Genomic DNA, 22,137 nt, shown 5'->3' on the forward strand with positions numbered 1-22,137 from the left:
ACCAAACGTTCAGCTGAACGGCTCAGCCGTCCGTGGAGACCGACACGGCGGGGGCCGGCTGCTGCTCGGCCGCCGATGTCTTCTTGGCCGCGGACTTCGTGGCCGCCTTCTTGGTGGTGGTCTTCTTCGCCGCGGTCTTCTTGGCGGCCGTCTTCTTCGTGGCCGCCTTCTTGGCCGTGGCCTTCTTGGCGGTCTTACGAGCCGCCTTCTTGGCCGGAGCGGAAGATTCCGCGGTGTCGTCACCGGTGGACGGTTCGGCGTGTCCCGCGGACTCGGCCGACTCCGCCGGCTCCGGCGCCGCGTCCACCACGAGAACCGCCGCATCCTCGGCGCCCGCCGGCGAACCGGCCGGGGCCGACGCCTTACGGGTCGCCCTGCGGCGCGCCCGCGGCGGTGCCGCCTCGGGCGTGTCGCCGGACGGCGCGTCAGCCACGGGCTCGGCCGCCACGGCCTCCGGCTCCGCCGCGACCGGCGCCGCCGACTGCTCGACGACGACCTCGGCCGCCTGCTCGGACGCCTCGTCCGGACCGGCCGCCTTCGGCGAACCGGCCGGAGCCGACGCCTTACGGGTGGCCCGGCGGCGGGTCCGGCCCTGCGGGGCCGCCTCCTCCACCACTTCCTCCGGCTCGGCCACCGGCACGGACGAAGCCACCGGGACCGGCACCTGCGTCTGCTCGTCCGCCCGTACCTGCTGCTCGGGCTCCGCCGAACGCGGCGAACCGGCCGGGGCCGACGCCTTGCGCGAGGCCCGGCGGCGCGAACGCCCGCCACGGGCGGCCGTCTCGGCCTCCGCGACGCTGCTGTACAGCTCCTCGTCCGGCACGAACTCCGGCGCGGGCAGCGCCACCGGGGCGGCGACCTCCGCCGCGACCTCGGCCTCGGTCTCGGAGTCCGCCGCGACCTCGGCCGTCTCGATGTCATGGCTGTGGTCGTGGTCCGCGCCGGACCCGCCGCGCCGCTTCTTCGCGCGCTTGCCACCGCCGCCACCACTGACGCCACCGCCGCCGGAGCTGGTCGGCTGCTCCATGTGGACGATCACACCGCGCCCGTTGCAGTGGACACAGGTCTCGGAGAACGACTCCAGCAGCCCCTGGCCGACCCGCTTACGGGTCATCTGCACCAGACCCAGCGACGTCACTTCGGCGACCTGATGCTTCGTACGGTCCCGGCCCAGGCACTCCAGCAGCCGCCGCAGCACCAGATCCCGGTTCGATTCGAGGACCATGTCGATGAAGTCGATGACGACGATGCCGCCGAGGTCGCGCAGCCGCAGCTGACGCACGATCTCCTCGGCCGCCTCCAGGTTGTTCCTGGTGACGGTCTCCTCGAGGTTGCCGCCCTGACCGGTGAACTTCCCGGTGTTGACGTCGACCACGATCATGGCCTCGGTCTTGTCGATCACCAGCGAACCGCCGCTGGGCAGCCAGACCTTGCGGTCCAGCGCCTTCATCAGCTGCTCGTCGATCCGGTACGAGGCGAAGACGTCGACCTCGCTCGTCCAGCGGTTCAGCCGGTCGGACAGGTCGGGCGCCACGTGCTCCACATAACCGTGGATGGTCTGCCACGCGTCGTCACCGCTGACGATGACCTTGGTGAAGTCCTCGTTGAAGATGTCGCGCACGACCCGGACGGTCATGTCCGGCTCGCCGTAGAGAAGGGTCGGGGCGTTGCCGCTCTTCGCCTTCTTCTGGATGTCCTCCCACTGCGACTGGAGGCGCTCGACGTCGCGGCGCAGCTCGTCCTCGCTCGCGCCCTCGGCGGCCGTACGGACGATGACGCCCGCGTCCTCGGGGACGATCTTCTTCAGGATGGTCTTCAGCCGCGCCCGCTCGGTGTCCGGGAGCTTGCGGCTGATGCCGGTCATCGAGCCCTCGGGGACGTACACGAGGTAGCGGCCGGGGAGCGAGACCTGGCTGGTGAGACGTGCGCCCTTGTGGCCGATCGGGTCCTTCGTCACCTGGACGAGGACCGACTGGCCGGACTTGAGCGCGGTCTCGATACGGCGCGGGCCGTTGGCCATGCCCAGCGCCTCGAAGTTGACCTCACCGGCGTACAGGACGGCGTTGCGCCCCTTGCCGATGTCCACGAACGCGGCCTCCATGGACGGCAGTACGTTCTGCACCTTGCCCAGGTAGACGTTGCCGACGTAGCTGGTGGCCTGCTCCTTGTTGACGTAGTGCTCGACGAGCACGTCGTCCTCAAGGACGCCGATCTGGGTGCGCTCGCCGCTCTGCCGGACGACCATCACGCGCTCGACGGCCTCCCGGCGTGCCAGGAACTCCGCCTCGGTGATGATCGGCACGCGGCGGCGGCCCTGCTCACGCCCCTCGCGGCGGCGCTGCTTCTTCGCTTCGAGACGGGTCGAGCCCTTGATGGACTGGACCTCGTCCACGCCGGTGCCGGGCTCGGTGTCCTTCGCACGGCGTTCCCGCGGCTCGCGGACCTTGACGACCGTGCGCTCCGGGTCGTCCACCCCGTTGTTCTCGGTGTCGGAGCCGCCGTCGCCGCTGCGACGGCGCCTGCGGCGCCGCCTGCGGCTGCTGCTGCTCCCACCGCTCGGCTGGTTGGCGGACTCGTCGTCGTCCTGCTCGTCGGAGTCGCCCTCGACCGCGGAGTCGCCTTCGTCGGCGCCTTCCTGTGCCTGCTTCCTGCCGCGCTCGCGGCCCCGCTCCTCGGACGCGTCGTCGGTCGGCTCGTCCGACTGCTCGTCGGCCTCGGCGGACTCGCCCCGGCGACGGCGGCGTCCGCCCCTGCGGCGACGGCGCGAGGGACGGTCGTAGTCGTCGGACTCGTCCGCGTCGGACTCGTCGCCCTCGGCGGACTGCTCGGCGCCTGCCTCGTCGTCGGCGTCCCGCTCGGCGGCGGGCGCGGGCGCGGACTCGGCCGGCTCGGCGGCCTCACCGCGGCGACGGCGACGGCGGCGGCCCGAGGGCTCGGGGGCGGGCGCGGCGGCCTCGGCCGTCGTCTCGTCCTCGATGTCCAGGTCCTCGTCGTCCTCGACGTCACCGGCGGCGGCCATCGCGGCGGCGGTCTCGGGGGTCTGGAACATCGGCTCCGCGAACACGGGCGCCTGGAAGACGGCCACGGCGGGCCGGTTGGCACGCCGGCGCGACCGCTCGGGCGCCTCGGTCCCGGTCTCCTTCACCGGGGCGGGGCCGGAGCCGTTGCGCTGCTCGGCCTTCCTGCTCCTGGGCTCGGACTTCGGCTCGGGCGCCGTTTCCGTCCCCGGCTCGGCGACGGACTCGGCCGAGACCGCGGCCTTGCGGCGGCCCCGGCCACGGGTCGCGGCCTTCTCGGCGGCCTCGACCCGCTCCTCGTCGGCGGTGATCTGCGTGACGGCGGTCGCGGGCAGCGTCTCGCCCTGCGTGGTCTCCTCGTCCGCCTCGACCGGGGCGGGGGTGGTGGCCGGCGCGGTGACCTTACGGGTCGCACGGCGGCGGGCACGCGGCGGCGCCGCCTCCTCGGCCACCGGCTCGGCGACGGCCTCGGACGCGGTCACGGCGACCGGCTCCGGCGCGCTCTCGGCGGGGGCGGCGACCTTACGGGTCGCACGGCGGCGGGCACGCGGCGGCGCGGCCTCCTCCGCCACCGGCTCGGCAGCGGCCTCCGGGGCGGCGACAGCCGCGGGAGCGGCGGGCTCGACCAGGGGCTCGACGACCGGTTCGGCGACCGTCTCGGCGGGGGCGGCGACCTTACGGGTCGCGCGACGGCGGGCACGCGGCGGCGCGACCTCCTCCGCCACCGGCTCGGCGAGCGTCTCGGCCGCGGCGACCTCGGGCGCGGGCTCGGCCACGATCTCCACGGGAGCCGTGGCCTTACGGGTGGCACGGCGGCGGGCGCGCGGGGGCGCGACCTCCTCCGCCACCGGCTCGGCGGCGGCCTCCGGCGCCCCGTCGGCGGCCTCGGCCGTCGCGGTCGGCGGCCCCGCCGGACGCGACGCGGCGCGGCGCCTGCGGCGCGGCGGCAGCGTGTCGCTGGGGCTGCTCAGCTCTTCTTCGGTGTCCCGGTTCGTACCGGGCTCGTTCTGGGACATGCGGGCGGTTCTCCCGTCACGCTCCCGGGCGCCACGCCTCGATCCGGTCCGGCCGCGGTCCGCGTCAGTGCGCGATTGCCGCCGTCCGGGGCGCGGGCGCCGCACAGGAGCTGTTATGTCTGGGTCGCCGGTTCCGTACGTACGCTTTTCGTCCGTACGGCCTGGCGAAAGTCTTCGTGGTCAGCGCGCCGCCCGACCCAGGTGGCTCCCGAGGCAGTTCGAGGGCAGCGCTACAACAACCGTCCCTACGCGGAACCTGCACCTTCCGGCGCCTTCGCGGCGGCGGGTCCGGCGGCCATGGACAGGCCGGCCGTGACTGCCTCGCGGTCGGGCGCGAGCGGGTCGGTCACCGTTCCGGACTCCTCGTCGAAGAGCCCCTGCGCCAGCCTGGTCACCGCTGCGGGGACCGGCGGCGCCAGGTCGGCCACAGCTCGGAGACCGGAAAGGACGTCGTCGGGTCGTACGGCGGGTGTCACGTGCCGAACAACCAGCCGCAGTATCGCACAGCGCTCACCCAGCGGCCCATCGGACTGTGGAGGAAGCGTCCGCAGGTCGACGACGGCTTCCCTGGCGTCGAACGTCCGCATGCCGTTCTTGGCGCGGCGCTCGACCTCCACCACCTCGGCGGCGAGGAAGGCGGCCACGGCGCGCCCGGCCTCCTCGTGATCCACCCCGTCGAGTCGCAGCTCCCACTCCGAGGCGGTCAGCCGGTCGGCGAGCCCCGAGGTACGGGCCTCGACGGCGTCGACGACGTCGAGCCCGGTGGGCAGCGACTCGTCGAGCAGTTCGCGCAGTGTGCCGGGGTCGCGAGGCGCCGCGAGGGCGATCTCCAGATACTCGGCCTCGCTGCCCGTGCCGGTGGGTGCGGCATTGGCGTAACTCACCTTCGGGTGCGGGGTGAAGCCGGCCGAGTACGCCATGGGGACGTCGGCGCGGCGCAGTGCCCGCTCGAAGGCACGCTGGAAATCGCGGTGGCTGGTGAACCGGAGGCGGCCACGCTTGGTGTAACGCAGTCGGATGCGCTGTACCGCAGGCGCGGGCGGGGGGCCTTCGGGCTGTCGCTTGCCCAGTGGTTCTTCTCCTCGGTGCGGGGTGCGCGTGGTGGCGCACACCCTCGAAAACGCGCGGCCGACCGGGCGGTCGGCCCCGGGAACCCGGCTCACACCTGCTTGCGCAGGGGGATCTCGGGTGCGGGTACCGCGCCGGGGACGGTTGTTGTACTACCCAGCGTACGCGCCCCGTCGACCGGCGCCGTCACAGGCTCGGCCGGGCGGGGAGGGCCGGCCGGCGCGCGCCAGGCGTCGCGCAGGACGCCGTCGGCGCCCGCCCGGATCCCCGATCCGGCGACGGGACGGCGTTCGTGCCCGATTCGATACCGGGCACGCCCGCCGCGGGTCCTACTTGACGACCGTCAGCGGCAGCAGCTTCTTGCCGGTCGGGCCGATCTGGATGTCGAGGTCGAGCTGCGGGCACACGCCGCAGTCGAAGCACGGCGTCCAGCGGCAGTCCTCGACCTCGGTCTCGTCGAGGGCGTCCTGCCAGTCCTCCCAGAGCCAGTCCTTGTCGAGACCGGAGTCCAGGTGGTCCCAGGGCAGGACCTCCTCGTACGTGCGCTCGCGCGTGGTGTACCAGTCGATGTCCAGGCCGAACTCGGGCAGCGTCCTCGCGGCGCTCGCCATCCAGCGGTCGTAGCTGAAGTGCTCACGCCAGCCGTCGAACCGGCCGCCGTCCTCGTAGACGGCGCGGATGACCGCGCCCACCCGCCGGTCGCCGCGCGAGAGCAGTCCCTCGACGATGCCGGGCTTGCCGTCGTGGTAGCGGAAGCCGATCGAGCGGCCGTACTTCTTGTCCGCGCGGATCTTGTCGCGGAGCTTGAGCAGCCGCGCGTCGGTCTCCTCGACGCTCAGCTGCGGCGCCCACTGGAACGGGGTGTGCGGCTTCGGCACGAACCCGCCGATGGAGACGGTGCAGCGGATGTCGTTCTGGCCGGAGACCTTGCGGCCCTCGGCGATGACCTTGACGGCCATGTCACCGATCTGGAGGACGTCGTCGTCGGTCTCCGTCGGCAGCCCGCACATGAAGTAGAGCTTCACCTGGCGCCAGCCGTTGCCGTACGCGGTGGAGACCGTACGGATCAGGTCGTCCTCCGAGACCATCTTGTTGATGACCTTGCGCAGCCGCTCGGAGCCGCCCTCGGGGGCGAAGGTGAGGCCGGAGCGCCGGCCGTTGCGGGTCAGCTCGTTGGCGAGGTCGACGTTGAAGGCGTCGACGCGGGTGGACGGGAGGGAGAGGCCGATCTTCTCCTCCTCGTACCGGTCGGCGAGGCCCTTGGCCACGTCCGCGATCTCGCTGTGGTCGGCGGAGGACAGCGACAGCAGGCCGACCTCCTCGAAGCCGGTCGCCTTGAGCCCCTTGTCGACCATCTCGCCGATGCCGGTGATGCTGCGCTCGCGGACGGGCCGCGTGATCATGCCGGCCTGGCAGAAGCGGCAGCCGCGCGTGCAGCCGCGGAAGATCTCCACGGACATCCGCTCGTGCACGGTCTCGGCCAGCGGTACGAGCGGCTGCTTCGGGTACGGCCACTCGTCCAGGTCCATGACGGTGTGCTTGGAGACCCGCCACGGGACACCGGAGCGGTTGGGGACGGTGCGGGCGATGCGGCCGTCCGGCAGGTACTCGACGTCGTAGAAGCCGGGCACGTACACCCCGCCGGTCTTGGCGAGCCGCAGCAGCAACTCCTCGCGCCCGCCGGTCCTGCCCTCGGCCTTCCAGGCCCGGACGATCTCGGTGATCTGGAGGACGGCCTGCTCGCCGTCGCCGATGACGGCGCAGTCGATGAACTCGGCGATCGGCTCGGGGTTGAACGCCGCGTGGCCGCCCGCCAGCACGATCGGGTGGTCGACGGTGCGGTCCGCCGCGCTGAGCGGGATGCCGGCCAGGTCGAGCGCCGTGAGCATGTTGGTGTAGCCCAGCTCGGTGGAGAAGGAGAGCCCGAAGACGTCGAAGGCCGAGACGGGGCGGTGCGCGTCCACCGTGAACTGCGGGACCCGGTGCTCGCGCATCAGCGCCTCCAGGTCGGGCCAGACGCTGTACGTGCGCTCCGCGAGGACGCCCTCACGCTCGTTGAGTACCTCGTAGAGGATCATGACGCCCTGGTTGGGCAGGCCGACCTCGTACGCGTCGGGGTACATCAGCGCCCAGCGGACGTCGCACGCGTCCCAGTCCTTGACCGTGGAGTTGAGTTCACCGCCGACGTATTGGATCGGCTTCTGCACATGCGGGAGCAGAGCTTCGAGCTGTGGGAAGACCGATTCAACAGCAGACATCACGGCGACTTTCGTGGGCTGACGGGGTGACCATCCAGGCTACCTTGACGGCCACCCGCCCCCGACACCGCGAACGGTGCCGCTCGCGGGCGCACGCCGGTGCTCAGCCGAAAAGCGCCGTGCGCAGTTTCCGCTTCGCCGACTTCCGCCAGATTCGCGGCAGTTCCCGCTCCCGGTCCGCCGCCCGCGACTCCTCCTCGCCGTACAGCAGGCCCCAGGTGAAGGCGGACTCACCGGCCGCGTGGGCCTGGATCGCGAGATCGCGCAGGGCGTCGCGCGCCACGACGCTGTCCTGGTGGTCGCCGAGGACGGTCTGTACGGCCTTCATCCGCTTCGAGAAGCGCCGCGCGGACTTCCCGAGCGCGGGCTCGGCCGCGTCGGCGGCGTAGCGGGCCCGCTTGGCGGCCTTGCGGGCGTCGTGCAGGGCCAGGTCCCGCTCCTCCCCCGGCGCGAGCCGCAGCGCGTGCTCGACGCGGCCGGCGAGGCGCTCGTAGTCCTTGATCACGGCCCTGGGCAGCACCTTGGCGGGTTTCCGGCCCGCGCCGCGCAGCAGGGGCGGATCGGCGAGCAGCGCCGCCACCGAGTCCAGCAGGCGCAGATAGCGCGCGCTGTCGAGGACGGCGAGCGTCCTGTCCCGCGCGTCGGTGCGGCCCGCCGCGTCCCAGATCCGGAGCCGGGCGTGCACGGGCCCGAGCAGCAGGGTCGTGTCGTGCGCCGCGACGCCGGCCGTGAGCCGCTCGGCGAGGACCTCCTGGTCGCGGTCGACGCCCAGCTCCCCGGCGAGCCACTTCAGCTCGGCGCCGATGGGCCGGGTGGCGTCGCGGTCGACGACCTTGCCGTACGTACGGAACGCGGACCGCATCCGGCGGGTGGCGACCCGGAGTTGGTGCACGGAGTCGGGCAGGTCGCGGCGGACGGCGGGGTCCTGGGAGACGATCGCGTCGGCCTGTTCGCGCAGGTAGGCGAGCACATGGTCACCGGCGGTGACCGGCGCGCGCTTCGGGGCGGCGCCGGCCCGCTTCCCCGGCCCGGCGCCCCCGGTGGCGGGCGCCGTCTCGGCGAGGGCCCTGGCGAGCTTGGACGCGGCGGAGGCCGGACGCACGCCCGCCTTGCGGAGGACCTTCTCCACGGCGTCGAGCAGGGCCGGGTCGCCGTCGTCGGCGAGTTCGACCTCGATCTCGGTCCACTCGGCGGTCCCGGTCCCGGTGCCGGTGCCCGTGCCGGCGGGCCCGCGCTCGGCGCGGACGGTGTCGACGACCACCTCGGCGAGCGTCCGGCCCGCCTCGTCGACCAGCAGGCTGGTGTCACGGGAGGTCCGCAGCCGGACGACGGGGGTCAGCTCCGCGCCGCGGACCCGTGAGCGCACCAGCGCCGCGAGTTCGCCGGGGAGGGTGTCGGAGAGCGGGGCCCGGATCTCGTCCCGGACGCCGGCGCCGACGGGGAACTTGAGGTGCCAGCCCTCGTCGGCTCCGCCGGTCCGGCGGCGCAGGGTGACGGCGTCGGCGGTCAGCCGCAGGTCAGGGGTGTCGTGGTAGACGGCGTCCAGTTCGGTGACGCCCCGCGCCGTGACGGCCGAGACGGCACAGACCTTGGTGAGGTCGGGCAGAGGGGATGGGCCGCCGGGCCGTGGACCGTCGTCGCCGCGCTCCGGCCGCGCCGGGAGTTCGTACTTGCGTTCGATCTCGCGCTTCGTCTCCGCCATCTTCACCAACGTAGTCGCAGGGGCCGCCGAGTGGCAGCCCCCGCGACGCCGAACGAGCGGTTCACGCCGACATGGGCTTCTGCACCCTGATCGACTGGAGCAGCCCGACCGCGATCCAGACCGCGAACATCGAGGTGCCTCCGTAGGAGACGAACGGCAGGGGCAGCCCCGCCACGGGCATGATCCCGAGGGTCATCCCGACGTTCTCGAAGGACTGGAAGGCGAACCAGGCGATGATCCCGGCCGCCACGATCGTCCCGTACAGCTCCGTCGTCTCACGCGCGATCCGGCAGGCGCGCCAGAGCACCACACCGAGCAGCAGCAGGATCAGCCCGGCGCCGAGGAAGCCCAGCTCCTCGCCCGCGACGGTGAAGACGAAGTCGGTCTGCTGCTCGGGGACGAACTGACCGGTGGTCTGGGACCCCTTGAAGAGGCCGGTGCCGGTGAGCCCGCCCGAACCGATCGCGATCCGCGCCTGGTTGGTGTTGTAGCCGACGCCCGCCGGGTCGAGCTCCGGGTTGGCGAAGGCGGCGAAGCGGTTGATCTGGTACTCGTCGAGCACCCCGAGCGCGGCGACCGCGACGGCGCCCGCGACACCGGCGCCGACCAGCCCGAAGATCCACCGGTTGGAGGCCCCGGAGGAGAGCAGGACACCCAGCACGATCACCGCCATGACCATGACCGAACCGAGGTCCGGCATCATCATGACGACCAGGATCGGGACGATCGCGAGCCCCAGGGACTTGGCGACCGTCCGGTGGTCCGGATGGACCTGATCACCCGCGTCGACTCTGGCCGCGAGCAGCATCGCCATGCCCAGGATGATCGTGATCTTCACGAACTCCGAGGGCTGGAGGGTGAAGCCGCCGCCGAGCACGATCCAGGCGTGCGCGCCGTTGATGGTGGCGCCGAGCGGGGTGAGGACCAGCAGGACGAGCACGACGGAGATGCCGTAGAGGACGGGCACCGCACCGCGCAGGGTGCGGTGGCCGAGCCAGATCGTGCCGATCATCAGGGCCAGCCCGATACCGGTGTTCAGTATGTGGCGGAAGAAGAAGTGGTACGGATCGCCCTCGTTGAGATCCGTACGGTTCCGGGTCGCCGACCAGACCAGCAGCGACCCGACGGCCGAGAGCGCGACCGCGGAGAACATCAGCGGCCAGTCCAGCCTGCGCGCGATCGAGTCACGGGCGGCGAGCGTCGCCCAGAGCCCGCGCTCGGGACCGTATCCGGAGACGGAGAAGCCGCCTGTGCCGGCCATGGGTCAGTCCCTCCGCGCGGGCGGTCCCGCGAGTGGTCCGTTGTCGTCGGGCGCCTGCCCCGGATCGGCCGGGACCTGCCCGGTGCCGTCCGGTGTCTGTCCGGTGCCGGGTGCCTGGCCGGTGTCACCGGGCGTCTGCGGCACCTGTCCGGTGTTGTCGCCGTTGGGTGCGACCTCGTTGCCGTCCAGCGGTGTCTTGTCCGGCACGTACGGCTTGACGGAGGGCGCGTCGATCGAGCCGTCGGCCTCGATCTTGGGCAGTGCCTTGCGCGGCTCGGGCAGCAGGGCCTTCTTGAGGTTCTGCCCGCCCTTCGCGTCGAGGCCGTACATCGCCTCGTAGATCTTGCGGACGGCGGGGCCCGACGCTCCGGAGCCCGTACCACCCTGGGAGATCGTCATGACGATCGTGTAGTCCTCGGTGTACGAGGCGAACCAGGAGGTCGTCTGCTTGCCGTAGACCTCGGCCGTACCCGTCTTGGCGTGCATCGGAATCTTGTCCTGGGGCCAGCCGCCGAACCGCCAGGCGGCCGAACCGGTCGTCGCCACTCCCGCCAGCGCCTTGTCCAGCTGGTCGCGCAGCTTGCGGTCGACGGGCAGTTTGCCGTGCGACTGGGGCTTGATCTCCTCGACGGTCTTGCCGTCGGGGCTGACGATCGCCTTGCCGACGCTCGGGGTGTACATCGTGCCGCCGTTGGCGATCGCCGAGTAGATCGTGGCCATCTGGATCGGGGTGACGAGCGTGTCGCCCTGGCCGATCGAGTAGTTGACCGCGTCACCGGCGCGCATCCGGTTGCCTTCGAGGCAGCCCTCGTACGCCAGTTGCTCGACGTAGGTGCCGCCCTTCTTGCCCTGCTTGCACCAGCCGGCCTTGTTGGCCTCCCAGAATTCCTGCTTCCACCGGCGGTCCGGGATCCGGCCGGCCGTCTCGTTGGGGAGGTCGATACCGGTCTCCTTGGCGAGACCGAACTGCTTGGCGGTCGTGTAGAAGTAGTCGTTGGCGCCCTTCTTGGGCTTGTTGCCGCCGTCCTTCTGCCACTCCTTGTGCGCGAGCCCGTAGAAGACGGTGTCGCAGGAGACCTCCAGGGCGCGGCCGAGGTCGATGTTGCCGTAGCCCTGGGACTCGAAGTTCTTGAAGACCTGGTTGCCGATGGAGTACGAACTGGGGCACGGGTAGCTGCCGTCGAAGTCGTAACCGGCCTTGACCGCCGCGGTCGACGAGATGACCTTGAAGATCGAGCCGGGGGCTGCCTGCGACTGGATGCCCCGGTTCAGCAGCGGGAAGTTGGACTTCTTGCTGGTGAGCTTGGAGTAGTCCTTGGCCGAGATGCCGCCGACCCAGGCGTTGGGGTCGTACGTCGGCTGGGAGGCCATCGACACGACGCGGCCGGTCTTGGACTCCAGGACGACCACGGCTCCGGCGTCGGCCTTGTAGTTCTCGTTGGTGTTGCGGTCCATCTCCTTGCGGGCGGCCTTCATCGCCTCGTTGAGCTCGAACTCGGCGACGGCCTGCACGCGGGCGTCGATGGAGGTGATGATGTTGGAGCCCGGCTCGGCCTGGTCGCTCCTGGCCTGGCCGATGACCCGGCCCAGGTTGTCGACCTCGTAGCGGGTGACGCCCGCGTCCCCGCGCAGGTACTTGTCGTACGTGCGCTCCAGACCGGAGCGGCCGACCTGGTCGGAGCGGAGGAACGGCGAGTCGGTGTCCTGCGCCTCGGTGATCTCCTCGTCGGTGACCGGCGAGAGATAGCCGAGCACCTGCGCGGTGTTGGCGTCGGCGGGCGCGGCGTAACGGCGCACGGCCGTCGGCTCGGCGGTGATGCCGGGGAAGTCCTCGGCACGCTCACGGATCTGGAGCGCCTGCTGGGTGGTGGCCTCGTCGGTGACCGGGATCGGCTGGTAGGGCGAACCGTTCCAGCAGGGCTGCGGCGTCTCGTTGTCGCAGAGCCTGACCTTGTCGTGGACGTCCTTGGGCTTCATGCCGAGGACGTCGGCGAGCCGGGTGAGGACGGCCGTCCCGCCGTCCTTCATCTTCATCAGCTCGGTGCGGCTGGCGGAGACGACGAGACGGGTCTCGTTGTCGGCGAGCGGCACGCCCTGGGAGTCGAGGATCGAGCCCCGGACGGCGGGCTGGACGACCTGCTGCACATGGTTGTTCTTGGCCTCGTCCGTGTACTCGGCGCCGTTGCGGACCTGGAGGTACCAGAGCCGTCCGCCGAGCGTGAGCAGGAGCGAGAAGACCAGCACCTGGATGACGACGAGCCGGATCTGGACCCGCGGTGTCCGTCCGGTCTCCGGAATGTTGCTCACAGTCGTTTGACCCCCTTGATCCGTCCGGCCCGTGCGGCGCGGGAGCGGGCCGTCTTCAGCCGCAGTCCACCGCGCTGGTTCCCGATCTTCAGTCCGGTCCCCGCCGCCAGCCAGCCGGAGGCGACGTCGCTGCCACCGCTCGACTTCTCGGCGAGCGGGTCGTTCTCCGCGCGTCTGGCCAGGGCCATGATCAGCGGCACGGTGAACGGGGCGAGTAGCAGGTCGTAGATGGCGGCCGTCACGACCAGGTTGGTCAGACCGACATGGCGCGCGGCGGTGTCACCGACGAGGGCGCCGACTCCCGCGTACAGCAGGGTGGTGGTGACGGCGGCGCCGACCACCACGACCATCGGGCCGAGCGCGGTGCGCAGTTGGCCGGTGTCGGGCTTGGCGAGCCCCGCGAGGTAGCCGATCAGACAGAGCACCAGGGCGTACCGTCCGGCGGCGTGGTCGGCGGGCGGGGCGAGGTCGGCGAGGAGCCCGGCGCCGAAGCCGATGATCGCGCCGCTGGTGTGCCCGTACACCAGGGCGAGCGCGACCACCACGAGGAGCAGCAGATCGGGTACGGCCCCGGGGAGCTGGAGGCGGGCGAGGACCGAGACCTGGACGACGAGCGCGACCACGACCAGGGTGATGGAGAGCAGCGTCCGGTTGAAGCGCATGGGGATCAGCTCTACTCCTGCTCGTTGACCTGGCCGTCGCCCTGGGGGGTCTGGCCGCCCGGGGACGGGGTCACCGTGACGGTGACGGTCGGTGTGGGCTTGGGCTTGGCGGGCTTCTTCGGCAGGACCATGTCGCGCGGGTCCTCACGGGGTGCCTGGACGACGACCCCGACGATGTCGAGCTTGCTGAAACCGACGTACGGGCGGACGAAGATGTCGCGCGTGAGGCCGCCGGCGGCGGGGTCGACGCGCACGACCTCGCCGACGGGCACTCCGGGTACGAACGGCCGGTCCTTGCTGGAGCCGAACGTGACGAGCCGGTCGCCGGTCTTCACCTTGGACTTGCCGTTGAGGAGCTGGACGTTGAGCGGCTGGTCACCCTGGCCGGTGGCGAAGCCCAGTTCGTCGGACTTCTCCATCCGGGTGCCGACCGTGAAGTCCGGGTCGTTGGCGAGCAGTACGGTCGCGGTGTTCGGTGCCACGGTGGTGACGCGGCCGACGAGCCCGTCGCCGTTCAGTACGGTCATGTCGCGCTTGAGGCCGTCGTTGGCGCCCGCGTCGATGGTGACGGTCCAGGAGAAGCCCTGGGCCGCTCCTATGGCGATGACCTCGGCGGCCTTCAAGCCGTACTGGCCGGCGCCCGCGGTCTTGAGGAGCTTGTCCAGCTCTCTCACCCGGCTCCGGTTGCGGTCGTCGCTGCCGAGCCGCTGCTTGAGCGCCGCGTTCTCCCGCTCCAGGGCGGTCACACGGTCGTGCCGTCCGCCGGAGTCCCGTACGGCCCCGATGGCGTTGCCGACCGGGTCGACGGCTTTCGCGACACCGCTCTGCACGGGTCCGAAGACCGTGGCCGCGGCCTGGCGGGCACCGTCGACGGGTGACGCCTCTCCCCCGCGGATATCCACCGTGATCAGTGCGAACGCGATGGCGATCAGCAGCACCAGGAGCAGCCGGCTCTCTCGTGTGTCCCTCACGTGCGGCGGCCGTGCCTTCCTCGTTGGAATGCCTCGTCGGAAAATTTCACGCGAATCTCGGGAATCTCCTGGAGGGGATTCGCCTCAATTGGCGCATCGGATTGGTCTTGTCTGTATATCAACGATCCACCGGCGGGGACGTCAGCGTTCCATATGGGTTGTCCCCCGGGCCTGTTGGGGCCCGGGGGATATTCGCCCTTTTCATGATCTGCCTCATGACCTGCCTCGTGATCGGCGGATCAGGCCGGGCGGCGGACGGTCACCTGCGCGGCGAGGCGTCCAGCACCTGCTGGAGCGCCTCGAACTCCTCGACGCACTTGCCGGAGCCGAGGGCCACCGAGTCCAGCGGGTCCTCGGCGATGTGGATGGGCATGCCTGTCTCACGGCGCAGCCGCTCGTCGAGGCCGCGCAGCAGGGCGCCGCCGCCGGTGAGGACGATGCCGCGGTCCATCACGTCGCCGGAGAGCTCCGGCGGACACTTGTCGAGCGTGGTCTTCACCGCGTCGACGATGGCGTTGACCGGCTCCTCGATCGCCTTGCGGACCTCGGCGGCCGAGATGACGACGGTCTTCGGCAGCCCCGACACCAGGTCGCGGCCGCGGATCTCGGTGTGCTCGTCCTTGTCGAGGTCGTAGGCCGAGCCGATGGTGATCTTGATCTGTTCGGCGGTCCGCTCACCGAGGAGGAGCGAGTACTCCTTCTTGATGTGCTGGATGATCGCGTTGTCCAGCTCGTCACCGGCGACCCGGATCGACTGGGCGGTGACGATCCCGCCGAGCGAGATCACCGCGACCTCGGTGGTGCCTCCGCCGATGTCCACGACCATGTTGCCGGTCGCCTCGTGGACGGGGAGGCCCGAGCCGATGGCGGCGGCCATGGGCTCCTCGATGATGTGCACCTGACGGGCGCCCGCCTGGGTGGACGCCTCGATGACTGCGCGCCGCTCGACTCCCGTGATGCCCGAGGGCACACAGACGACGACCCGCGGGCGGGCCAGATAGCGACGCTTGTGGATCTTGAGAATGAAGTAGCGCAACATGCGTTCGGTGATCTCGAAGTCGGCGATCACGCCGTCCTTCAGCGGCCGGACGGCAACGATGTTGCCCGGTGTCCGGCCGATCATCTTCTTGGCTTCGGCGCCGACCGCGAGAATGCCACCCGTGTTGGTGTTGATGGCGACGACGGACGGCTCGTTGAGCACGATCCCTCGACCCCTGACGTACACCAGCGTGTTGGCGGTCCCGAGGTCGACAGCCATGTCACGGCCGATGAACGACATCTTGTTCCCCATGAGGATGCGTCTGGCCTTCCCAAATAGAGCATTGACGGCTTTTCAGGATGGCGAGGTGGATGCTGTGGGCGAGGAGGCTTCCATCGTAGTGCCGCCCGGACTGACGCGGCGCGGTAGATCCACCTCTTATAAAGGTGACGATGTGTCGAAGCCATGCGTTCCCGATCTGGCTCCGCATATGCCGGGGGTGGCCGAATTCCGTCGGTCGCCGCAGGCGCGTTCAGCGCTGTATGGCTGACGTGTGGTCAGGAAAGACCAGCTTAAGGGGTGTCTTTCAGTGCTCGGGAAAGAAAAGTTTCAGTTCCCGAATGGCGGACTCCTCGGAGTCCGAAGCGTGGATCAGGTTCTCCCGGACGATCGTCCCGAAATCCCCCCGAATGGACCCCGGCGCTGCGGCGATCGGGTCAGTGGGGCCCGCCAGGGCGCGTACGCCCTCGATGACCCGCTCGCCCTCGACGACCAGCGCGACGACCGGGCCCGACGCCATGAACTCCAGCAGCGGCTCGTAGAAGGGACGGCCCTTGTGCTCGCCGTAGTGCTGCTCCAGCGTGCCCTCGTCGAGCGTCCGCAGCTCCAGCGCGGTGATGCTCCAGCCGGCCTTGCGCTCGATGCGGCCGATGATCTCTCCCACCAAAGCGCGACGGACGGCGTCCGGCTTGAGGAGGACGAGAGTGCGCTGGGTCATGGTGTGCGGCTCCTTGCGGGCATTCACTGCGGGCAAACGGGTGAGGTGGTGTGAGGTTACAGGTGCGCGGGGGCCGCGCCGTACCCGGTACGGGTCCGGGCCCTCAGGTCCCCGGCTCCGCCGACGGCTGCGCGGCGGCCTGCTCGGCCCATCGCGCCTTCGCCGTGTCGATCTTGCGCCCGAAGTGGACCGAGGCCCACCACAGCCCGCCGAAGAGCACGCCCAGGAAGAACATCGCGGGCACCACGAAACCGCCCGCGATCAGCGCGATCTGGAACGCCCAGCCGATCTGGACCCCGCCCGGCCTGGTGATCATCCCGCAGAGCAGCAGGGACAGCAGCATCCCGGCACCGCAGACCGCCCACACGGCCGCCATCGAGTTGTCGTCCGACTTCATGGCGACGAGCCCGGCGAAGCCGATCACGAAGAACTCGCCGATCAGCGTCGACGCGCAGAGCGTACGCATACGGAATCAGCCCTTTCCCAGAAGCAGCCGGGCCTCGCCGACCGTGATCACCGAACCGGTCACCAGCACCCCGGCGCCCGCGTACTCGTCACCCTCCTCGGCGAGCGTGATCGCCGCTTCCAGCGCGTCGTCGAGCCGCGGTTCGACCTGTACGCGCTCGTCGCCGAAGAGTTCGACGGCCACGGCCGCCAGTTCGTCCGCGCCCATCGCCCGGTCGCTGGAGTTCTCCGTGACGACGACTTCCGCGCAGACCGGTTCCAGCGCTTCGAGCAGCCCGCGGACGTCCTTGCCCGCACTGGCGCCGACCACCCCGATCAGTCTGCTGAAGCCGAACGCCTCACCGATCGCCGCGGCGGCGGCCCGCGCCCCCGCCGGATTGTGCGCCGCGTCCAGGACGACCGTCGGTGAGCGCCGCACGACCTCCAGACGGCCCGGTGAGACCACGGAGGCGAACGCCGCGCGCACCGTCTCCAGGTCCATGGGACGGGCGTGCTCGGCGCCGACTCCGAAGAACGCCTCGACCGCCGCCAGCGCCACCACCGCGTTGTGCGCCTGGTGGGCCCCGTGCAGCGGGAGGAAGATCTGCTCGTACTCACCGCCGAGGCCGCGCAGCGTCAGCATCTGCCCGCCGACCGCCACCTCGCGGGAGACGATGCCGAACTCCATGCCCTCGCGCGCCACCGTCGCGTCCACGTCGACGGCCTTCTTCAGCATCACCTGCGCCGCGTCCACCGGTTGCTGCGCGAGGACGACCGTCGCGCCCTGCTTGATGATCCCGGCCTTCTCCACGGCGATCTCCCCCGGCGTGGAGCCGAGCCGGTCGGTGTGGTCCAGGTCGATGGGGGTGACGACGGCGACGGTGGCGTCGATCACGTTCGTCGCGTCCCAGGTGCCGCCCATGCCCACCTCGACCACCGCGGCGTCCACCGGCGCGTCCGCGAACGCCGCGTACGCCATGCCGGTGAGCACCTCGAAGAACGAGAGCCGGTACTCCTGCGCGCCGTCCACCATGTCGACGTACGGCTTGATGTCCCCGTACGTCTCGATGAACCGCTCGGGGGAGATCGGTTCGCCGTCGAGGCTGATCCGCTCGGTGACCGACGACACGTGCGGGCTGGTGTACCGGCCGGTGCGCAGATCGAACGCGCCGAGCAGTGCCTCGATCATGCGGGCCGTGGACGTCTTGCCGTTGGTGCCGGTGAGATGGATCGAGGGATACGCCCGCTGCGGGTCCCCGAGCACGTCCATCAGCGCCTCGATACGGCTGACCGAGGGCTCCAGTTTCGTCTCGCCCCAGCGGCCGGCCAGCTCCTGCTCGACGGCGCGCAGCGCCCTGTCGACCTCCGGGTCGGCGGGCCGCGCCGGGACGCCGTCACCCCGCGGGGGGCCCGCCTGGGTGCGCAGCGTGCGGCTCCCGGCCTCGATCACGGCGAGGTCGGGGTCGCGGGTCGTCTCGGCGTGGACGATGTCGTCGAATTCGTCGTCGTACTCGCCGGGCTGGTCCGGCTGGTGCTCGCTCACACGACCAGTCTACGGAGCGGGTGCGACACGTTCGCCGCCCCGCCCCGTCGACCGGTACGGGCCCCGCTCTCAGCCCTCCGGGAGAGCCGCGAGCTGCGCCGTGATCCGCTCGATGTCCGCCTCCGCCTTGGACAGCCGGCCACGGATCTTGTCGACCACGTTGTCCGGGGCCTTGGCCAGGAACGCCTCGTTGCCGAGCTTGGCCACGGCCTGCTGCTTCTCCTTCTCGGCCGTGTCCCGGTCCTTCGTCAGCCGCTTGCGCTCCGCCGCGACGTCGATCGTGCCGGACAGGTCGAGCTCGACCGTGGCACCCGCGACCGGCAGGGTCGCGGTGGCGTGGAAGTCGTCACCCGCCGCCTGGAGGCGCAAGACCTGCCGGATGGCCGCCTCGTGCGCGGCGAGCGGCGTCGCGGAGAGGTCCAGCCGCCCCGGCACCTTCTGCCCCGACTGGAGGCCCTGGTCGGCGCGGAACCGGCGGACCTCGGTGACGACCTGCTGGAGGTGCTCGATCTCACGCTCGGCGGCCCGGTCGCGGAAGCCGGAGTCGGCCGGCCAGTCGGCGACGACCACCGACTCCTTGCCGGTCAGCGTGGTCCACAGCGTCTCGGTGACGAAGGGGACGATCGGGTGGAGCAGACGCAGGGTGACGTCCAGGACCTCGCCGAGGACCCGTCCCGAGACGCCGGCCTGCTCGCCGCCCGCGAAGAACGTCGTCTTGGACAGTTCGACGTACCAGTCGAAGACCTCGTCCCAGGCGAAGTGGAAGAGGGCGTCGCTGAGCTTCGCGAACTGGTAGTCCTCGTAGAGCGCGTCGACCTGGGCGACGGTCTCGTTCAGCCGCGAGAGGATCCACCGGTCCGTGGCGGACATCCGCGCGGCGTCGGGCAGCGGGCCCTCGACCGTCGCGCCGTTCATCATGGCGAAGCGCGTCGCGTTCCAGACCTTGTTGGCGAAGTTGCGGGAGCCCTGGACCCAGTCCTCGCCGATGGGCACGTCGACACCGGGGTTGGCGCCCCGCGCGAGGGTGAAGCGGACCGCGTCCGACCCGTAGGTGTCCATCCAGTCCAGCGGATTGACCGCGTTGCCGAAGGACTTCGACATCTTCTTGCCGAACTGGTCGCGGACCATGCCGTGCAGCGCGATGGTGTGGAACGGGGGTGTGCCGTCCATCGCGTACAGGCCGAACATCATCATCCGGGCGACCCAGAAGAAGAGGATGTCGTAGCCGGTGACCAGGACCGAGTTCGGATAGAACTTCTCCAGGCTCGGGGTCTGTTCGGGCCAGCCGAGGGTGGAGAACGGCCACAGGCCGGACGAGAACCAGGTGTCCAGGACGTCCGTGTCCTGGTGCCAGCCCTCGCCGGTCGGCGGCTCGTCGTTCGGGCCGACGCAGACGGTCTCGCCGTCCGGGCCGTGCCAGACCGGGATCCGGTGGCCCCACCACAACTGCCTTGAGATGTTCCAGTCGTTGAGGTTGTCGATCCACGCGAAGTAGCGGGACTCCATCTCCTTGGGGTGAATCGTGACGCGGCCGTCGCGGACGGCGTCGCCGGCCTCCTTGGCGAGCGTTTCGACCTTGACCCACCACTGGAGCGAGAGGCGGGGCTCGACGGTCGTCTTGCAGCGCGAGCAGTGGCCCACGGAGTGGACGTACGGCCGCTTCTCGGCGACGATCCGGCCGTCCGCGCGGAGCGCGGCGACGATGGCGGAGCGGGCCTCGTAGCGGTCGAGCCCCTGGAAGGGACCGGGGACCGTGATCACGGCCCGCTCGTCCATGACCGTGACGTTCGGCAGGTCGTGGCGGCGGCCGATCTCGAAGTCGTTCGGGTCGTGCGCGGGCGTCACCTTGACGGCGCCCGTGCCGAACTCGGGGTCGACGTGCGTGTCCGCGACGACGGGGATCGTCCGGTCGGTGAGCGGCAGCTTGATCCGCCTGCCGACCAGGTGCGCGTAACGCTCGTCGTCCGGGTGGACGGCGACGGCGGTGTCACCGAGCATCGTCTCGGCGCGGGTGGTGGCCACGACGAGCGTCTCGTCGCCTTCCCCGTACTTGATGGAGGCCAGCTCGCCGTCGTCGTCCTGGTACTCGACCTCGATGTCGGAGATGGCGGTGAGACAGCGCGGGCACCAGTTGATGATGCGCTCGGCGCGGTAGATCAGCCCGTCGTCGAAGAGGCGCTTGAAGATGGTCTGGACGGCGGCGGAGAGCCCCTCGTCCATCGTGAACCGCTCACGGGACCAGGCGACGCCGTCGCCGAGGCGCCGCATCTGCCCGGAGATCTGGCCGCCGGACTCCTCCTTCCACTGCCAGACGCGCTCGACGAACGCCTCGCGCCCCAGGTCGTGCCGGGACTTGCCCTCCTTCGCCAGCTCCCGCTCGACGACGTTCTGCGTGGCGATACCGGCGTGGTCCATGCCGGGCTGCCACAGCGTCTCGTAGCCCTGCATGCGCTTACGGCGCGTCAGGGCGTCGATGATCGTGTGCTCGAAGGCGTGCCCGAGGTGCAGGCTGCCCGTGACGTTCGGCGGCGGGATGACGATCGTGTACGAGGGCTTGCCACTCTTCTCGTCAGCCTCGAAGTAGCCGCGTTCTACCCAGCGCTCGTACAGCTTCCCCTCCACCTCGGCCGGCGCGTACTGGGTCGGCAGTTCAGGGTTGGCTGCGGGCTGCGCTTGAGAGTTCTCGGTCACGCCGGACAGTTTAGGGCCGTCACAGCTCCGCACTGAAACGGGATAGTTCGGTAACGGTGCGCCCCCCGATGGTCCATGCCGCCGGTCCTTCAGTCAGGATGTCGGGAACGCATAAATACTGGAGGGGACAGAGCACATGAGTTACAACCAGCCGGGCCCGTACGGTGGGCAGCAGCCGCAGGGCCAGCCCGGACCGTACGGACAGCAGCCGCCGCAGGGCCAGCCCGGCTACGGGTACCCGCAGCAGCAGCCGCAGGGGCAGCCCGGTTACGGGTATCCGCAGCAGGCGCCGCAGGGGGTCCCGCAGCAGGGTTACGGCCAGCCGCAGCAGCCGGGCCCGTACGGGCAGCAGCCGCAGCAGCCCCCGTACGGCGGAGCTCCCGGGTTCCCGCCGCCGCAGGGCGGTGCTCCGAAGAAGAAGACGGGTCTGATCATCGGCGCGGTCGTCGTGGCACTCGCGGTGATCGGCGGTGGGGCGTACTTCCTGGTGGGCGGAGGCAGCAGCGACGTCGCCGACGACGGTCCGCACAAGCTGATCACGCCCGCGACGGTGGTCGGCGGCGAGTACAAGAAGAGCGAGAGCTCCGACGGCTCGGACAGCGGCGGCATGAGCAAGGACGACCTCAAGGACGCCGAGAAGTGGGGTGTGAAGAACCCCAAGGACGTGAGCGCCCAGTACGAGTCGGGCTCCGTCGAGGAGAACCCGTTCGGCGCGAAGATCCTGCCGTTCGCCGGGGTCTACGGCGAGGTCGAGGACCCGGAGAAGGCCGTCGACGGCATGTTCGGCTACCTGAAGTCGGAGTCCGAGAAGGACAGCGGCAGCGATGTCCCCACGCTCGTCGGCAGCCCGAAGGCGTTCGAGCCGGAGGGCCTGGACGGCGCGGTGCTCAAGTGCCAGGAGATGGCCATCAAGAACGGGGACGCGAGCGCCGGCCCCAAGGAGATGAAGTTCTCCGTCTGCATCTGGGGCGACTACAGCACGCTGGGCTTCGCCATGCCGGTGGACATGGCGTCCGCGATGGCCGGCAAGGGCGGCTCGCTGGAAGACGCCGCGGCCACAACCGCCAAGCTGCGCAAGGACGTTCGCGTCAAGCTCTGACGGAACCGCGCGTAACGCGAGGGGCGGGGGGGGGGGGGGGGGGGGGGGGGGGGGGGGGGGGGGGGGGGGGGGGGGGGGGGGGGGGGGGGGGGGGGGGGGGGTGGTGTTGTTATGGGCTCGGT

14 protein-coding genes are annotated in these 22,137 nt (G+C 70.8%); 1 reads left to right on the plus strand and 13 read right to left on the minus strand.

Annotated features, from left to right (window positions below):
- Nucleotides 1-22 precede the first annotated feature (22 nt).
- The 13 genes from ACZ61E_RS29030 to ACZ61E_RS29090 all read right to left on the minus strand — a co-directional run bounded on the left by ACZ61E_RS29030 (nucleotide 23) and on the right by ACZ61E_RS29090 (nucleotide 20,916).
- Entirely contained in the window at nucleotides 23-4,033 is a 4,011-nt protein-coding gene (locus ACZ61E_RS29030; protein WP_469703004.1) for an Rne/Rng family ribonuclease, read from the minus strand.
- A gap of 245 nt (nucleotides 4,034-4,278) precedes the next feature.
- Complete coding sequence (locus tag ACZ61E_RS29035; RefSeq protein WP_469703020.1) at nucleotides 4,279-5,103, minus strand: TIGR03936 family radical SAM-associated protein; 825 nt, start codon at nucleotides 5,101-5,103, stop codon at nucleotides 4,279-4,281.
- 327 nt (nucleotides 5,104-5,430) lie between these two features.
- A complete protein-coding gene (locus ACZ61E_RS29040) occupies nucleotides 5,431-7,359 on the minus strand; it encodes a TIGR03960 family B12-binding radical SAM protein (protein WP_469703005.1) in 1,929 nt (642 codons plus the stop codon).
- A 103-nt stretch (nucleotides 7,360-7,462) separates the two neighbouring features.
- Nucleotides 7,463-9,061: a CYTH and CHAD domain-containing protein gene (locus ACZ61E_RS29045; RefSeq protein ID WP_469703007.1), complete on the minus strand. Its 1,599-nt coding sequence runs from the start codon at nucleotides 9,059-9,061 to the stop codon at nucleotides 7,463-7,465.
- 61 nt (nucleotides 9,062-9,122) lie between these two features.
- Nucleotides 9,123-10,322: a rod shape-determining protein RodA gene (gene rodA / locus ACZ61E_RS29050; RefSeq protein WP_469703008.1), complete on the minus strand. Its 1,200-nt coding sequence runs from the start codon at nucleotides 10,320-10,322 to the stop codon at nucleotides 9,123-9,125.
- Between the two features lie 3 nt (nucleotides 10,323-10,325).
- Nucleotides 10,326-12,629 (minus strand): penicillin-binding protein 2, encoded by a 2,304-nt coding sequence (gene mrdA, locus ACZ61E_RS29055; protein WP_469703009.1) that lies wholly within the window; start codon nucleotides 12,627-12,629, stop codon nucleotides 10,326-10,328.
- On the minus strand, nucleotides 12,626-13,291 hold the full coding sequence (mreD, locus tag ACZ61E_RS29060; protein ID WP_469703010.1) for a rod shape-determining protein MreD: 666 nt from the start codon (nucleotides 13,289-13,291) through the stop codon (nucleotides 12,626-12,628). The genes mrdA and mreD overlap by 4 nt, the downstream gene beginning before the upstream one ends.
- 11 nt (nucleotides 13,292-13,302) lie before the next feature.
- A complete protein-coding gene (gene mreC / locus ACZ61E_RS29065) occupies nucleotides 13,303-14,262 on the minus strand; it encodes a rod shape-determining protein MreC (RefSeq protein WP_469703011.1) in 960 nt (319 codons plus the stop codon).
- Between the two features lie 259 nt (nucleotides 14,263-14,521).
- Entirely contained in the window at nucleotides 14,522-15,541 is a 1,020-nt protein-coding gene (locus ACZ61E_RS29070; protein ID WP_031231655.1) for a rod shape-determining protein, read from the minus strand.
- Nucleotides 15,542-15,827: 286 nt separating this feature from the next.
- Nucleotides 15,828-16,238: a nucleoside-diphosphate kinase gene (gene ndk / locus ACZ61E_RS29075; RefSeq protein WP_469703013.1), complete on the minus strand. Its 411-nt coding sequence runs from the start codon at nucleotides 16,236-16,238 to the stop codon at nucleotides 15,828-15,830.
- 103 nt (nucleotides 16,239-16,341) lie between these two features.
- Nucleotides 16,342-16,704, minus strand: a complete 363-nt coding sequence (locus tag ACZ61E_RS29080; protein WP_469703014.1) for a DUF4233 domain-containing protein — start codon at nucleotides 16,702-16,704, stop codon at nucleotides 16,342-16,344.
- 6 nt (nucleotides 16,705-16,710) lie between these two features.
- Complete coding sequence (folC, locus tag ACZ61E_RS29085) at nucleotides 16,711-18,225, minus strand: bifunctional tetrahydrofolate synthase/dihydrofolate synthase (RefSeq protein WP_469703016.1); 1,515 nt, start codon at nucleotides 18,223-18,225, stop codon at nucleotides 16,711-16,713.
- Nucleotides 18,226-18,294: 69 nt separating this feature from the next.
- Entirely contained in the window at nucleotides 18,295-20,916 is a 2,622-nt protein-coding gene (locus ACZ61E_RS29090; protein WP_469703017.1) for a valine--tRNA ligase, read from the minus strand.
- A gap of 136 nt (nucleotides 20,917-21,052) precedes the next feature.
- Here ACZ61E_RS29090 and ACZ61E_RS29095 point away from each other — a divergent pair, with 136 nt between their 5' ends.
- Nucleotides 21,053-22,015 carry a hypothetical protein gene (locus tag ACZ61E_RS29095; protein ID WP_469703018.1) on the plus strand — a complete coding sequence of 321 codons (963 nt, stop codon included), beginning with the start codon at nucleotides 21,053-21,055 and terminating at the stop codon, nucleotides 22,013-22,015.
- Nucleotides 22,016-22,137 lie beyond the last annotated feature (122 nt).

Source organism: Streptomyces sp. NPDC104581 (assembly GCF_055583685.1).